Below are 15,963 nucleotides of genomic sequence, written 5' to 3' on the forward strand. Positions count from 1 at the left end.
AAACTCCTGTTTTGTCAACATAAACCGCGCGTCGCCAGATTCCCGCTTCGGCCGAATCCGGCGACAGACCAACTCAATTCCTTAAAAAATTAATATGCAACTCTACGAAACCATCACCGGTATACGGCAAGCACTTGATTCTCAACGCAGGACCGGCTACTCCATCGGACTAGTCCCCACGATGGGCGCGCTGCACGCAGGCCATCTGACCCTGGTCGACGCCTGTAAAGCCCAGAATGACCTCACGGTTTGCAGCATCTTTGTCAATCCGACGCAGTTCAACAACCCCGACGACCTCGCCCGGTATCCGCACACGCTCGAAGCCGACTGTCAACTGCTGGAAGAAGCCGGTTGTGACCTGGTTTTTGCGCCGTCAGTAGACGAAATATACCCGACCAATCCCCTGATGAAACTGAATTTTGGCGAACTCGAAACCGTGCTGGAAGGGGCCTTCCGGCCGGGGCATTTCAACGGCGTCGGCATTGTGGTTTCCAAGCTCTTCAACATCATCCAGCCCGACCGGGCGTATTTCGGCCAGAAAGACCTGCAACAGGTGGCGGTGGTGAAACGGCTGATCCGCGACCTGGGTTTTCAATTGGAACTGATTCGGATGCCCATCGTGCGGGAAGACGACGGCCTGGCGATGTCGTCGCGCAACCGCAACCTGTTGCCCGCCGAACGGCAGGAAGCCCCCGTTCTCTTCCAGGCATTGAGCCAGGCACAGGACATTTTGCGCAACGACGGCACGCTCGATACCGCCAAAACCGCCGTAGAAGGCTATTTACAGAACCATCCCGCTTTTCGGCTGGAGTATTTCGAAATCGCCAATGCCGACACGCTCCAGCCCGTTGAACAACTCCAGGCACCGGGCGCAACGGCCTTGTGCATTGCCGCGCATCTGGGAAAAACCCGGCTGATCGACAACCTCATCCTGTGACAAACCGGCGGCTGAACTAACTCTTTTCGCGGGCTGTTTTTGCGGTAACTGCTTCGGGTGGACGGTTTTTCACTACTTTTGACCGTCCGTTTAAACCGGGCAGTCACTACAACTATGTTTATTACCGTAATGAAATCCAAGATCCACCGGGTCCGGGTAACGCAGGCTGAACTGAATTATGTCGGCAGCATTACCATTGACGAGGATCTGATGGATGCGGCCGGATTGCTTGAAAATGAGCAGGTGCATATCGTCAACAACAACAATGGCGAACGTTTGGTCACCTACGTGATCAAGGGAGAACGTGGTTCCGGCATTATTTGCCTCAACGGGGCAGCCGCCCGGCGCGCGCAGGTCGGCGACATCATCATCATCATTGCCTACGGCATGATGACCACCGATGAAGCCAAATCCTACAAACCGCTGGTGGTTTTTCCCGACAACAATAACCGATTAGTTTAAATTTAAATGGTTGTGCTGGCTGGATGGTTAAAAATGATTGAATGGCTCTCTAATTTTAACCATTCAACCATTCTTAACCATTTAACCATCAGAGCCATAAAAACCATTTAGCCCTTGAAAAACATTCTAAAATACGGCATTTCGCTCAGCATTGCCGCCGGATTGCTCTGGTACGTGTTCAAGGACATCGACCGGGCGGCCATGTTCGACGCGTTCAGCAAAGCCGACTATACCTGGATTGCCGTGTCGGGCTTGCTGACGGTAGTGGCCCACTGGAGCCGGGCCTATCGCTGGAGTCTGCTGCTCGAACCGGTGGTGGGCTATCGGCCCGCGATTGTCAACACGACCCTGGGCGTTCTGACCGGTTATTTTGCCAATCTGGTGGTGCCGCGCATGGGCGAAGTCACCCGCTGCGGGACGCTCAACCGGCTGGAGGGCGTTCCCGTCAATGTCAGTTTCGGTACCGTTGTGGCCGAGCGGATTATCGATGTCGTGGTGCTGTTTCTCCTCCTCGGTGCCACCTTTCTGATCGAATTCAACCGGCTCAGCACGTTCCTGATGGACTTTTTCGCATCCAAATTCAACATGGCCGGTCTGCGCGATAACACCTGGTTGCTGGTCATTCTGGTTGGCTGTCTGCTTGGGTTTGCGGTAATGATCTGGGTTTTTTACACCCGTTACAAAGAGGTTCTTCGTCAGAAACCGTTCTACCAGCGCGTTGAAAAGTTTGTGGTCGGCCTGCTTGAAGGCTTGCTGAGTGTCCGCAAGTTGAAAAACCCCTGGGCATTCATTCTTCACACGGTGCTGATCTGGACAATGTACTATTTCATGTCGTTTGTGCTGTTTTCGGCCATGCCCCAAACCGCCGACCTCGGTTGGCGCGCGGGTCTGACCATTCTGATCATGGGTGCGTTGGGAATGGCCGCTCCCGTTCAGGGCGGTGCCGGAACGTTCAACATTCTGGTTGGGGCAGCATTGGCGCTTTACGGGATCAGTAACCAGGATGGGGCCACGCTGGCGACGCTGATGCTGTTTACGCAGTGGTTCTACGTCGTGGTGCTGGGCGCGCTGAGTTTCCTGATTGTGATGCTGAAAGGCCGAAATCCGCAACAGGTAGTTGGCGCGGAGTGATGATAAGATGGATGGTTAAACATGGTTGAATGGTTAAAAATGGTTGTTTAAAAACAAGCCATCCAACCATTTAACCATGTTTAACCATGTTTAACCATCCTTCAACCCTTTAAAACAAAATGACCGAATCCAAAATCCTCAGCCGGGATCAGGCCGTTGCGTTAGCCGAACAGTGGCACGCTGAGGGGCAGCAACTGGTTTTCACGAATGGCTGTTTCGATATTCTGCACCTGGGTCATGTCGATTACCTGGAAAAAGCCCGTCAATTCGGCGACAAATTGATTCTGGGGTTGAATACCGATGCGTCTGTCAGTTGCATCAAAGGGCCACTGCGCCCCGTTGTCAACGAATACGCCCGCGCCCGACTGATGGCTTCGCTGGCGTTTGTCGATGCGGTCGTTCTCTTCGGTGAGTCCACACCGCTTGACTTGATTCAGGCGTTGAAACCGGATGTGCTGGTCAAAGGCGACGACTACGCCGTCAGTGCCATCGTGGGTGCTGATTTTGTGCTGGAAAACGGCGGACGGGTGCAAACCATTCCGCTCGTGGCGGGTTATTCCACCACGGCGCTAATTGGAAAAATCCGCCACGCTTACCCGGAAGGATGATTTTCCCAAAACCGGGATCAACGGTTGCCTGTATGGATAAACAATGAACTGTTTTTTTGGTGATATTTGTTAAGTTAGTATAGTGATCCACACTACTGTTTAACCATGTACTCTTAATCGCACCGGCGACCCCGGTCTTTCTTGAATTATGCCTGGAATCTGGATTATTTTCATCATTTTCGCTCTCCTGAGTGCCGGTATTAGCTGGCGTCTGCGAAGCAAGTTTAACGAGTATTCACAAATCGGACTAAGCAACGGTTTGAGTGGCAAGGAGATTGCCGAGCGAATGCTCCATGAAAACAACATTTTCGACGTTCGCGTCCTCTCGGTGGAAGGAATGCTGACCGACCACTATAACCCGCAGGATAAAACCGTTAACCTGAGCGCCGATGTCTACTACGGGCGAAGCGTATCGGCTGCGGCTGTGGCAGCCCACGAATGCGGTCACGCCGTGCAACACGCGACGGCCTACGGTCCGCTTAAACTGCGTTCGGCGATGGTGCCGTTCCTGACGGTTTCGTCGAGTTACCTGCAATGGATCATCCTGATCGGTATTTTGCTGATCAACACCACCATCATTCCGCTGGCGGTTGGGGTGGCGTTGTTTGCCGTGACGACGCTGTTCAGTTTTGTAACGCTGCCCGTCGAATTCGACGCCAGCCGCCGGGCCCTAGCCTGGGTGCAAAGCCGGAACATCGTCAACCAGCGGGAATACGGTTTTGCCAAAGATGCCCTCTGGTGGGCGGCCATGACCTACGTGGTAGCCGCACTCGGTTCGCTGGCCACGCTGCTGTATTACGCCAGTCTGCTGATGGGTGGTCGCCGGAGCGACTAAGTTTAGAATTTATTTATTTTTGTCAAGAGGGTACTACGTAAAATAGCGTGGTACCCTCTTTTGCATGATATCCCCTAAAGGGGACTTTTGCATTCAGTTTAAGCTATGTCCAAGTCCAGTTAAGGGGATTTAGGGGCATCCAGACCCCGTTCCCTGCGATAAAAAAGCCCATAGGGAGACCCTATAGGCTTTCTGCATTATTGCGAGATGTAAAGATTAATTCCAATTGGAAAACCGCTTAAACCGTTAATAGACCGCCACGATTTCCGGGTCACAAGATAGTATTAATTATTATTGCCTGTACAATCAATTAATAAATTATTGCATTATTTTTCTATTCAGGGTTTAAAACTGCTGGTTACGGAGCGGTTTCGGCAGCCAGTTTGCTTTTCCGGTAGCCGTACGAAAAGTAAATTACCAGACCGATGACCAGCCAAACCAGGAAAATGGCCCAGTTGCTGATGCCCAGTTCAGTCATCAGATAGAGGTTGGTCAGAATGCCTAAAACCGGGAGAAGGGAGAAATTGTACCGAAACGAGAGAACAGAGAACAGCGCCCAGGTAAGCCAGAAAACCGCCAGCAACGGTTTTTCCTGCATCCCACTCAGCAGACCGCCCGCCCGCAAAACCAGAAACATCGCGACGACCAGCGCCAGGCCGATGATGTATTTGCCGTTGATGTAAGGTACTTTAAACTTCGAATGTTTGGAAAGGCCCTTGGCGTCCAGAAACAGAATACCGGCGCAAACGAGAATAAAGGCGAAGAAGGTTCCGACGCTCGTGAGGTCGATAAAAAACTGCATATCGAGAAACAACGACGGGATGGCGACCAGAAAACCGGTTACAATGGTGGCAAACGAAGGCGTCCGGTAGCGCGGATGAATTTTGGAGAAACGCGGCCACAACAAGCCATCGCGGCTCATGGTCATCCAAATGCGGGGCTGACCCAGTTGGTATACCAGCAACGCGCTGGTGATGGCAACAACGGCACTAACCGAAATCACCCCCGCAATCGCGTCGAGCCCCACTTTCTGGAAAACATACGCCAGTGGATCATCAACGCCCAGTTCCTTGTAATTTACCATCCCGGTCAACACCAGCGTAATCAGCACGTACAGAACCGTACAGATAATCAGACAGTAAATCATCGCCCGGGGTAGATCACGCTGCGGATTTTTGCACTCTTCCGCCGTAGTCGAGATGGAATCGAAACCGATGAAGGCAAAGAACACCGAAGCTACTCCGCTCAACACCCCCGCAACACCATTGGGTGCAAACGGTGACCAGTTTTCCGGTTTGACGTAAAAGGCTCCGGCGGCAATGACCAAACCGATGACGGCCAGTTTCAGAACCACCAGCAGGTTGCTGGCAGCCCGGGATTCCTTGATGCCGACGTAGACCAAAGCCGTGATCAAAACCGTGACAAAACCGGCGGGCAAGTCGGCAATGAATTTCAAACTTCCGAGTGCCGGAGCATCTTGAAAAGCCTGCGCCAGTTCCCGGGTGTGCGCCGGTAACTCAGCGGGTGTGGCACTGGCCTGCACGAGCGCATACGCTTTAGCCGCCGATCCATAGTCCGTGGCCCAGTACGACGGAAAATGAACTCCGAACCCTTCGAGCATCGACGTAAAATATTCGGACCATGAAATGGCTACAACCATGTTGCTGACGGCATATTCCAGAATGAGCGCCCAACCGATAATCCAGGCGAAAATCTCCCCGAACGACACGTACGCGTAGGTGTAGGCACTGCCGCTGACCGGCACGGTGGAGGCAAACTGGGCGTAACTGAGGGCGGTAAAAACGCAGGCAATGGCCGTGAAGACAAACAGCAGCGAGACCGCCGGACCGCCGTTGACACTGGCCCGTCCGATGGTGCTGAAAATACCGGCTCCAATGATGGCCGCGATTCCAAACGAAGTCAGGTCGCGGACGCCCAGCACCTTGTTCATGTGTGACGCATGTCCTTCGTCCACATCGGCGATGGCTTTTACAACCGATTTTTTCCGGAATACAGAGTCACTCATAAGGCTGGTGTCTATTGTCTAAGTTTGCGTTCGGCTACTAATTCTTTCAATTCGGCAATCCGGCTCAGGGTGGTGGCTTCCTTGCAATTGGCAATCACCATCAGCAACGCGGAACCACCTTCGTACATTTTCTCGTAAATTTTGCAGTGGGCATCGCGGTAAACGATCCACTGCCGCTGGGCTTCCATCACGATGGTTTTCTCGTCTTTCGAAACCAGCCCGATCAACTGTTTGTAAACCGCATTCAATTCGTGGTCGGCTTTCTGAAACCGCATCTGGGCGCATAAATTCATCTCCGTCTGCGTTTGGGCGCTGTCACAGTTGGTGAGGACATCCGGCGGATGACTGAGAATATCGATGTGTTCCAGTGCGGGACTTTGGGCCGCCGGTCGCTGCGCCCAGGTACTGATGGCCATCAGGCAGCCCACTACCATGCCGATGTGCTTCGTTCTCATTGCAGTTGTTTCAACCCGTTTCAGGTTGAACGGAAGGCTAAAAATAAAAATTGTTTTTGGTATTAAAAGCGGTTTCCCAAAAACGCCGTTAATACAGGGACATTCCATTGTTTTTTTACCTTGTACACTGTCTCTTTGCATTTTCGTATTGACCGATGTCCATTCTGGTACAAAACCTGACCAAACGATACGCCCAAACCGGCGAAACGGCCCAGCGCGCGGTCGACGACATTTCCTTTTCCGTTCAGCCGGGTGAGATCGTGGGATTTCTGGGTCCCAACGGGGCCGGGAAGTCCACGACGATGAAAATTGCGACGGCGTATCTGCCCCCTACCGAAGGCACGGTTGTCGTGAATGGTTTTGACGTTCGCACGAATTCAATCGATGTACGGCGAAGTTTGGGCTATCTGCCGGAGCATAATCCGCTCTACCTCGACATGTACGTGAAGGAGTTTCTGCACTTCGCGGGATCGCTCCACGGTTTGCGGGGTTCCGGGCTGAGTCGGCGGGTCACGGAGATGATCGGGCTGGTGGGGCTGGAACTGGAGCAACGCAAAAAAATCGGGCAGTTGTCGAAAGGCTACCGGCAGCGCGTCGGGCTGGCGCAGGCGCTGATTCACAACCCGCCCGTTCTGATTCTGGACGAACCCACCACGGGACTCGACCCCAATCAGCTGACGGAAATCCGCCAGGTGATTCGGGAAGTGGGCCGCGAAAAAACCGTGTTGTTTTCAACCCACATCATGCAGGAAGTCGAAGCCCTCTGCGAGCGGGTCATCATCATCAACCGGGGCCGGATTGTGGCGGATGGGCCATTGAGTCAATTGCGGGAAACGTCCGACGGGTCGGTCGCTATTGTGGCCGAGTTTGAACAGGGTCTCGAGGATGTTGCGGTGTTGAACACGCTTCCCGGCATTCTGCGGATCGAGCCCCTTGGCGAAAACCGCTACCGGCTGACGGCTCACAAAGACAGCGACCTGCGAGCTGCTGTTTTCCGGTTAGCCGCCGACAAAAACCTCACCCTCGTCGGCCTGAAACAGCTGGAAAGCAATCTGGAGGGGGTATTTAAACAATTGACAACACCGACCAATCAATAACGAATACTGAACGCTGAATAGCGAATAACGAAGTGGCGTTGCCTCCTTATTTCGTTATTCGCTATTCAGCGTTCGGTATTCAGTATTTAATTTTTACTTCACTTTCGGGCCGTCGCCAGCAATGGATACTGGTCGAAGATGGATCGGACAATGCCTTTGAAGTAATTGTTCTTGAAGTTCGGATTTCGGGTGACCCTCGATGCGTAGCCTTTCCAGATCACCTGATAGGTCTCGGCATCAATCAATGAAATCATCAGCGTTCCCTCGTCAAGGTTGTAGTCGATGCGTTTGTAGGTGGCATCGCCATCTTCACTCACCACCCAGTCCTTGATAACCGGTTGTTGATACCCTCTGAAACGCAGATCGTTGCGGAAAATATTGTAGGAAATCAGCAGATTGGGACCCCGGTTGGCCACTTTGTAGCCCCGTGCTTCCATTTGGTGACGAATGGCTTCCTGAATGTCCGAGCAAAGCAGGGTGGAGTCGATGTACTCACATTCCAGAAAGTTAAAAGATTCATAGTTTTTAAAATGCCCTTCGTAGCTGTAATCGTGCTCAACGAATAATTTCCCAGGCATGCATCCGGCCAGCGAAACCACAGCCAGTAACACAAGAACGCCGATAAAATGTTTCATAAACGGACTGTTTAACAGGGTTGTAAAGTTAGAATCGTATAGACAAACTGGTTAAAAATGAATGGTACTATTGGTATAGTAATGGTCTAGCTATAAGATTCAAAAACCGTTTGAACGGCCCGCTTACAGACTAGTTTAGGTTCGATAATAATCCAATGCCCGGCGCATTTCTGCTTTCGTCACCAGCACATCGTAGGTGCAACTTCCCGGTCCGTCCAGCAAGGCCATCCGAACCTCGCCATTGCGGTTTTTCTTGTCCTGCAACGTCAGCTTCAACACCGGCTCCAGGTCGGCATCCGTGAGTTTAACACGGCCATAGATGGAAAACAGATACTCTTCAATCTGTTCCAGCAATCCTGTTTCGATCAACCCTTTGCGCTTGGCGATAAAAGCCTCGGCAATCATACCGGCGGCAATGGCTTCACCATGCAGCAACCGGTGCTTGGGATCGGCCAGAAAATGGGTTTCGAGCGCATGTCCCAGCGTGTGACCGAAGTTTAATACTTTACGTATTCCCTTCTCGTTTGGATCTTGCTCGACAATATTTTTTTTCACGCCCACCGAATGCGCCACCAGATCGTTCCAGTCCTGCTGGTGCAGATCCCGGCGACGGATGACATTCCATTTGGCCGCATCGGCAATCAGACAATGTTTGATGATTTCGGCAAAGCCCGACCGCAATTCCAACTCCGGTAAGGTTTGAAAGAAAAGGGTGTCGATCAGAACGGTTTCCGGTAGTTTGAAGACCCCAATATGGTTTTTAAATCCGTGAAAGTCAATACCTAACTTTCCGCCTACACTCGCATCCACCTGCGACAATAAGGTGGTTGGAATCTGAATAAAATCGATGCCCCGTTTGTAGGTTGCGGCACAAAAACCGCCTAAATCGCCAATTACGCCCCCTCCAAGATCGATCAGCAGGGCGTGACGGTCAAATTGGGCGTCGGTCAGGGCTTGCCAGACGGTTTCGCAAGTCGCTAAATTCTTGAATTCTTCCCCTGCCCGAACCGTAATAATCTTATGTTTCGGTAAAAAATTTTTTATCGCCGGATAGCAAAGACGCTTCGTATTTGCATCGGCCAGAACCGCAATGGCCGAATAATTGTGCTGCTTTAGAAAAGCCGGCAAGCTTTCGGCCAGGGGTGAAATGTGAACGGACATAGGTGGTTATATAGAAATCGCTCCCAAAGGTAAGTCTTCAGGAGCGATTTCAAGGTACGAAAGTCCGTCGGGACTTAGGAAATAACTTTCAGCGCATCGGCGAAGTATTTCATTTGATCCATCGTCCCGAGGCTCACACGGCACCAGAACTGACCGTCGAACTTCCACTGCCGAACGCTCACGCCGTTTTCCATCATTTTCTTGGTGAAATCGTCGCCCTTCATTCGGATCGGAAACAACACGAAGTTCGTGCCGGATGGCAGATACGTGTAGCCGTTTTGTTTCAGCGTGGCATACAGAAACTCACGGGCTTCCAGTCCTTTGCCCAGTGAATATTTGATAAATTCTTCGTCTTTGTAACACGCCAGGGCAGCCCGCAACGTGGTCATGCTCAGGTTACCGGCTCCACCGCCCCACTTCGAGATAGCTTTCAGCGTATCCGGCTGACCCACCATGTAGCCCATCCGCAAACCGGCCATGCCGTAGATTTTCGAGAACGTCTTGGCCACCATTACATTCTGGCCTTTTTTGATGTTTTCGATCACCGTGTACTTCTTCGGATCGCCGGTGTAATGAATGTAGGCTTCATCCACAAATACCGGTTTTTTCGCCGAAACGCGGTCCACAAACGCCCGCAGGCTTTCCGGATTGATCGTAACGCCCGTCGGGTTGTTGGGGTTACAGATGTAAACCAGACCGGTTTTGTCGTTGACCTTCTTCTCCATTTCTTCCAGATTGTGGTCGTATGAACCGCTGGTCAGGGGTACTTTGTCCCACGTCATGCCGTGCATCACAGCCGCCCGAACAAGTGACTCGTAGGTGGGGTCGGCCGACAGAACGCTGCTGCCCGGACTGGCATAGGCATACTGCAAAGCCGTTGCGTGCAGCAGTGCGCCCGAACCCGCCGAAAGCAGAATTTGCTCCGGTGCCACCCCCTCCTCATCCGCAATCATTTTCTGCAATTGCGCGCCGTAGGAAAACGGATACAAAAAGCCATCCGAAGCGGCTTCGTTAATCGCTTTCAACGCCTTTGGCGATGGACCATACGGATTTTCGTTGGCCGACAGACGTGCTTTCAGCGCACCTTTGGGAGCCGTTGGCGGTAAGACACCGGCTGGCGCAGCCTTGTCCAGCCAGGGTTCACAATACGCGGCCGGAGCTGCGGCTAAACCGACACCCGCGAGCAATCCGGAGCGGAGCCATTCACGACGATTAAGAGACATAATAAAGAAGTGGTTAGATATTTGTTTTCGTTTAATTTACCCCCTGAACCCGCGACAACCGGGAAAACGCCTGGCCTTTGTGTTCGCCCATCCAGGTCAGTGACACACTGCTCCCGACGGCGGGCGCTGCAATACCGAGTTCGGCCCAGGTTTTGGTCAAAGTAGCCTTTCCGGTGGCATCGGTTTTCAGATCCGCAATCGCCGTCATGACGGTCGCCGTGCCTTTCACTTCGCGTTTCATCAGCTTGACGGTTAATGACGCTACCGGAATGGAGTCGATGCCCACCTTATAGTCCAGAATACCGCTTTTGTCCAGTTCCAGAATTTTCACGGTCATCACGACCGGTGCGGTGATTTTCTGCGTCACCACCGGTTCAGCGGTTTGCCCACCCCCATCGGAGGCTCCATCGACCAGCACCAGAACCGGCGCAACGACGCGATCGACAAAGGGATCCTCGGTTTTTTCACACCCGGCGAGCAGGCTGCTTACGACCGTTAAGCCACTTAAAATAAGGTATTTATAGCTCTTCATACGCATCTTCATGGTTAATTATAATTATTTCTCAACCCACCACAATTTGGACTTCATGTCATCCGCTCCACCGAGCAGGGAAATGCCTTTATCCAGACTCGCTTTGTTCAGGGAATACTCCGAAGTGGGGTATTTCAGGCGGGTTGGCAAAACGCCATCGTTCGAGAAAACCGACCGGGCATCTTTCGCGGGCAGCACCGGCAAACCCGTCCGGCGGTATTCCGTCCAGGCTTCAATGGCTTGTCCGAACAACGAAATCCATTTCTGCTCCATAATGGTCGTCTTGGTAGCGGTTCCTACTTTGGCCAGATACCCGGCGGGTACCGTCAAACCGTATTGGTCGAAGGAAGCGGTGATGCCTTTCTCCAGATACGTCTGCGCACTGCCCGTGATGTCGCCATCCGCAGCGGCTTCGGCCAGAATCAGGTTCAGTTCCGAAAACGTCATGATCACGGCCGGAGCCGTCGGGGCCGTAAAGTACGTTCCCAGTAAGGAACTCGTTCCGAGGTAGGCCGTAGCAACGGCATCGGGCAATCCGTTGGCGTGGCCTTCATATTTACCGGCTTTGTTGGGCTGGGCATACACCGTAATCCGGCTGTCTCCCAGTTCGTTGAGCCGGTCGGCCAGGGTTTTACTGATGTTCCAGTCGGTCCGGCCGTCCTGAATCATCACCTGGTGCCACTCGTTGTTGCTGGGCAATACGGCGGAGTTGGTCAGTTTGGCGTTATCAGCGTTGCTCGTAAAAACCGGATACATCGTTGCATTGCCCAGAATCTCGGCCATGACGGCTTTCGACTCCGCCGATTTTTTCACGGCCTGACGGTTTGCCAGCCGCAACCGCAGTGAGTTGGCAAACTTCTTCCATTTCAGAATATCACCACCGTACAGAATATCACCGGCAATGCCCGGGCCCGTCACGCTCAACTTTTCGTTGGCGGTTTTCAGGTCTTTGAGCAAACCGGCATACACCGTTTCGACCGGATCGTAAACCGGCGTGTAGTTGGGTGTCTCAGCCGTGCCTTTCAGAGCCTCGGTGTACGGAATGGGGCCATAGACATCTGCCAGCAATGAAAAGACCCACGACCGCATCACCAGTGCCACGCCTTCGTAATTGGCATTTTCGAATTTGCCACCCGGTCCGGCCAATGCAATAATCCGCTGGTAGTTTACCTGAGCGTCGTTGAAAAACCCTTTCCAGTTGTTGGTGTAAAAACCAACCGAAACTTCGTAGTTATCTCCCTCGTTCGAGTAGATGTTGCGGGTCAGATACTGCATCCAGCACATGGCCCCATCCAGATTCAACCGTTCGAAACGGGTCCGGACGCCCCAATACCGGTCAACGGACGCTTCGAGGGCATAGGGCAACAGATACTGGGGGCTGATGGCGGTCGGATCGTTCGGGCTGACGTTCATTTCGTCAAACTCCGATGTGCAGGAACCCGCCAGCGTCATCAAACCGATACTCACAAAAAGTGCTTTTATGATCTTCATAGTCAAATCGTTTGGTCGGAATTAAAAGGACAGACTCAGGTTGGCACCGATGCTGCGCGAGCTGGGCAATTCGCCGTAGGCAAATCCCTGCTGGTTAGCCCCGAACCGGTCCACTTCAGGATCGACGTGGGTGGTGTTTTTGAACAGCATCGCCAGGTTGCGGCCCACCAGAGAGATCTTGGCCGAGCGAATTTTGACCCGGTTCAGGAAACCCGCCGGTAGCTGGTAGCCAATCGTAGCCTCGCGGAGTTTAACGTAACTGCCGTCATAAATCGACGCTTCGTGGTAGCTGCGTGGGTTGTTATAGGCAATGAGAGTTTTAGCCGGAACAATCACCGTGTTGGGGACGTAGTTCGGTGCTTCGGCGGTTCCGGCGTTGTAGACACCTTTGCCAATCACGCCTTCTTCGCGGCCCACGGCGGTTTCTTCGTACTGACCCGTCCAGCGGGCGGTTCCGGTGCCTTCGTCGAAGAAGTCACCACCCCATTTCACATCCACCAGGGCCGAAACCGAGAAGCCTTTGAAGGTCAGGCTATTCAACCAGCCACCCGTCCATTTTGGCTGCACATTGCCCAGCGTGCGGGGCGTGGTCGAAACCACCGGCAAGCCATTGGCATTGTAAATCCGCTGTCCATCGGGGGCTTTTTCAAAACCGGTTCCGAAGAAACTGCCGTACGGCTGTCCAACCCGCGCTTCCGTGATCAATCCCTGCCGGGTGGCCAGGGTATAGGTCGTCAGCCCTTCGGCCAGTTCGAGCACTTTGTTGCGGTTGCGGGAAAAATTCAGGGTCGTTTCCCAGCTAAAACCGGTGGCGGTTTTGACAGGCGTACCGGTCAGCACCACTTCCAGCCCTTTGTTGGAGATCTTACCGGCGTTGAGAACGCGGGAGTTATACCCGCTTGATTTCGAGATTTCAACGGCCAGAATCTGATCGCGGGAGAGCTGATCGTAATACGTAACATCCAGGCCAATCCGACCTTTCAGGAAGCGGACGTCAAGCCCCAGTTCGGTTCCGGTCGTAATTTCCGGCCGCAGCGTGGAGTTGGCAATCTGGGTGTTTTCGTAAAACTCCGGCGTCGATCCCGCCCAGGAAGTTCCGGCCCGGAACGTTTGCAGCAACTGGTAGGGCAGCGCATCGTTTCCAACCTGCGCCCAGCTCGCCCGAATTTTACCGAACGAAATCACATTGCTCTGCACATTCAGAAGGTCGGTGATCACGGCACTCCCCGATATGGATGGGTAGAAATACGAGCGGTTGTCTGAGGGCAGCGTGCTCGACCAGTCGTTGCGGGCCGTGGCGTTCAGAAAGAGTGCGTTTTTGTAGCTTACTTCCAACGATCCAAATACGCTGTTAACCTGCGACTTTTCAATCGCGCTCTGGGCCGTGTTCCGGCTGGGGTTGGCGTTGGAAGCATTGTAGAGCCCGTCGACAACCAATTCACCCACGGCGAGCGAATTGCGTTTGTAATAGTTTGTCCGGGAAATCGCACCAACCTGAATGTTGGTCGAAAAATCCGAATTAAGGGCTTTGTTGAACGTCAGGATGGCATCGTGGTTGGTTTCCTGACGACGCAGAATTTCTTCCGTGAAAGCACCGGGCGTCCGGTTTCCGTTCCGAACCCGCTCGAAATTGTTGACACTGATCCGCGTATCGGTCCAGACGTCGGTTCCACTCCGCACCATCAGACTCAGCGATGGAAGGATTTTGTAGTTCAGCGCGATGTTGCCCACCAGCCGGTCTTTTTCGTTGTTAGACGGCAGCATTTCCGAAGAGAAATACGGATTGGTAAAGAACGTGTGCTGCCAGTTTGGAGGATCACTGTCGGCGGGTTTGCCGGGCAATGCCCGCTGAATGTGAACGCTGGTGTAATCCCGCCAGTTTCGGAGTTTGGTCCAGTCCGTTTGCCGGTGGGACCAAATGAATTCCTGACCGCTGCTGTAGCTCCGGTTACCGCCTGATTTGATGTATTCCGCCGAAACGGTTGCGCTAAATTTCGGCGTGAAGTTATAGGCGGAGTTGAATTTGAAGTTATTCCGGTAGAAGTCGTTGTAATACACCAATCCTTTTTGATCCATCCGACCGGCCGACAAGCGGAAACTGCCCTTGTCGTTCCCGCCCGAAACCGCTACGCTGTTCGTAATGGTCTGGCCGGTTTGCCAGAAATCTTCCCAGTTGTTGGGATTGGGCGTCAGCGGAGCCACTTCCTTGCCCGACCACCAGTGCCGAACCAGCCGACCGTCCATGGGTCCTCCCCAGCTTTCGTCGGTGCCTTCGGTGCCGGTCAGCGGAGCCGTTGGATAAGCCGCCCGGTATTGCTGAATTTCGAGCGGATCGGTAATGGCGCCCGACCAGCCGTCGTTATACCAGGTGCGATAGCCATTTCCGCCACCATACGTGTTCTGGAATTGGGGTTTGATCCACGGGCGTTCGAACGTGACGTTGGAGTTGATTTCAACACCGATGCCTTTTGTTCCCGATCCGTTTTTGGTCGTAATCAGAATGACCCCGTTAGCCGCCCGTGAGCCATAGAGAGCAGCCGCATTCGGGCCTTTCAAAATACTCATTTCCTTGATGTTATCCGGGTTCACTTCCGAAATTCCGGAACCGTACGTTTTATCGAAGGATTGTTGAATTGGTACACCATCGACCACAATCAGCGGCTGGTTATTACCCGAAACTGACGATGCGCCCCGAATCTGGATGGTGGAACCGCTACCCGGCCCGCCGTTGGAGCTAACCCGCAAACCAGCCACTTTGCCGGACAAGGCGTTGACGACGTTGGAAGAACGCGCTTCGGTGAGTGCCGTGCCTTTGATTTCCTGCACCCCGTAGCCGAGCGATTTCACTTCTTTCTCCACCCCAAAAGCCGTTACCACGACCTCAGACAGCGACTTGACGTCCGTTTTCAGGGTTAAATCAAGGGTAGAGCGATTGCCGATGACGATTTCTTCGGTCAGAAAACCAATGGAGCTAATGATAATGGTTGCGTTTTCGGAGGGAACTTTCAGGGTGAACTTGCCCTCATTGTCGGTGGTCGTTCCGGTCGTACTGCCTTTCACGACGACATTGGCCCCGGGGAGAGGCCCTTCTTCTGCCGCCAGAATGGTACCGCTAAGCGTACGCGTCTGGGCCGTAGCAACCACTACCGACAACCAGATCATCCCTACTAGTAATAGTAGCGTTTTCCTCATAATTAGCTAGGTTAACAAAGTACGTTAAAGATGGATAGTTGAACACGTCCACTGTCATGCAAACCCGGAGCGTTGGACGGCCGGACACTGGCCGCTTCGCCGAACCGCCCTCCGCAACCGGGCGCATGACAATGACTGACAATTCGGATTGGCTCCGGATTCAGTGCTTTGCCCGAAC

Annotated in this window: 14 protein-coding genes; 6 read left to right on the forward strand and 8 right to left on the reverse strand. The window is 53.1% G+C overall.

The genetic code is table 11. The features are described from left to right. The first annotated feature begins 94 nt into the window (after nt 1-94). The 5 genes from panC to F0P93_RS12875 all read left to right on the forward strand — a co-directional run bounded on the left by panC (nt 95) and on the right by F0P93_RS12875 (nt 3,973). Nucleotides 95-937, forward strand: coding sequence for a pantoate--beta-alanine ligase (panC, locus tag F0P93_RS12855; protein ID WP_150876822.1), 843 nt, complete (start codon nt 95-97; stop codon nt 935-937). A 114-nt stretch (nt 938-1,051) separates the two neighbouring features. After that, on the forward strand, nt 1,052-1,399 hold the full coding sequence (gene panD / locus F0P93_RS12860; protein WP_138994988.1) for an aspartate 1-decarboxylase: 348 nt from the start codon (nt 1,052-1,054) through the stop codon (nt 1,397-1,399). A 114-nt stretch (nt 1,400-1,513) separates the two neighbouring features. Next, nucleotides 1,514-2,530, forward strand: a complete 1,017-nt coding sequence (locus F0P93_RS12865; RefSeq protein ID WP_150876823.1) for a lysylphosphatidylglycerol synthase transmembrane domain-containing protein — start codon at nt 1,514-1,516, stop codon at nt 2,528-2,530. A 119-nt stretch (nt 2,531-2,649) separates the two neighbouring features. Further along, a complete protein-coding gene (gene rfaE2 / locus F0P93_RS12870) occupies nt 2,650-3,138 on the forward strand; it encodes a D-glycero-beta-D-manno-heptose 1-phosphate adenylyltransferase (RefSeq protein WP_150876824.1) in 489 nt (162 codons plus the stop codon). 148 nt (nt 3,139-3,286) lie between these two features. Further along, on the forward strand, nt 3,287-3,973 hold the full coding sequence (locus tag F0P93_RS12875) for a zinc metallopeptidase (protein ID WP_191908801.1): 687 nt from the start codon (nt 3,287-3,289) through the stop codon (nt 3,971-3,973). 358 nt (nt 3,974-4,331) lie between these two features. Here F0P93_RS12875 and F0P93_RS12880 read toward each other — a convergent pair whose 3' ends face one another. Then, nucleotides 4,332-5,999, reverse strand: coding sequence for an amino acid permease (locus tag F0P93_RS12880; protein WP_150876825.1), 1,668 nt, complete (start codon nt 5,997-5,999; stop codon nt 4,332-4,334). 11 nt (nt 6,000-6,010) lie between these two features. Then, complete coding sequence (locus tag F0P93_RS12885; protein ID WP_191908802.1) at nt 6,011-6,454, reverse strand: lysozyme inhibitor LprI family protein; 444 nt, start codon at nt 6,452-6,454, stop codon at nt 6,011-6,013. 155 nt (nt 6,455-6,609) lie between these two features. Between F0P93_RS12885 and gldA the strand changes: the two genes are divergently transcribed. After that, nucleotides 6,610-7,551, forward strand: coding sequence for a gliding motility-associated ABC transporter ATP-binding subunit GldA (gene gldA, locus F0P93_RS12890; protein WP_150876827.1), 942 nt, complete (start codon nt 6,610-6,612; stop codon nt 7,549-7,551). 98 nt (nt 7,552-7,649) lie between these two features. Here gldA and F0P93_RS12895 read toward each other — a convergent pair whose 3' ends face one another. The 6 genes from F0P93_RS12895 to F0P93_RS12920 all read right to left on the reverse strand — a co-directional run bounded on the left by F0P93_RS12895 (nt 7,650) and on the right by F0P93_RS12920 (nt 15,785). Continuing rightward, on the reverse strand, nt 7,650-8,186 hold the full coding sequence (locus tag F0P93_RS12895; RefSeq protein WP_150876828.1) for a DUF4136 domain-containing protein: 537 nt from the start codon (nt 8,184-8,186) through the stop codon (nt 7,650-7,652). Nucleotides 8,187-8,321: 135 nt separating this feature from the next. Further along, nucleotides 8,322-9,347 carry a 3-dehydroquinate synthase gene (gene aroB, locus F0P93_RS12900; protein ID WP_150876829.1) on the reverse strand — a complete coding sequence of 342 codons (1,026 nt, stop codon included), beginning with the start codon at nt 9,345-9,347 and terminating at the stop codon, nt 8,322-8,324. 74 nt (nt 9,348-9,421) lie between these two features. Further along, complete coding sequence (locus F0P93_RS12905) at nt 9,422-10,570, reverse strand: pyridoxal phosphate-dependent aminotransferase (protein ID WP_150876830.1); 1,149 nt, start codon at nt 10,568-10,570, stop codon at nt 9,422-9,424. A 31-nt stretch (nt 10,571-10,601) separates the two neighbouring features. Beyond that, on the reverse strand, nt 10,602-11,102 hold the full coding sequence (locus tag F0P93_RS12910) for a hypothetical protein (protein WP_150876831.1): 501 nt from the start codon (nt 11,100-11,102) through the stop codon (nt 10,602-10,604). Between the two features lie 24 nt (nt 11,103-11,126). Continuing rightward, nucleotides 11,127-12,593, reverse strand: coding sequence for a SusD/RagB family nutrient-binding outer membrane lipoprotein (locus F0P93_RS12915; RefSeq protein WP_150876832.1), 1,467 nt, complete (start codon nt 12,591-12,593; stop codon nt 11,127-11,129). A gap of 21 nt (nt 12,594-12,614) precedes the next feature. Further along, on the reverse strand, nt 12,615-15,785 hold the full coding sequence (locus tag F0P93_RS12920; protein ID WP_150876833.1) for a SusC/RagA family TonB-linked outer membrane protein: 3,171 nt from the start codon (nt 15,783-15,785) through the stop codon (nt 12,615-12,617). Nucleotides 15,786-15,963: the final 178 nt, after the last annotated feature.

It is taken from the genome of Larkinella humicola (genome assembly GCF_008727875.1).
In the GTDB taxonomy this organism is placed as follows: domain Bacteria; phylum Bacteroidota; class Bacteroidia; order Cytophagales; family Spirosomataceae; genus Larkinella; species Larkinella humicola.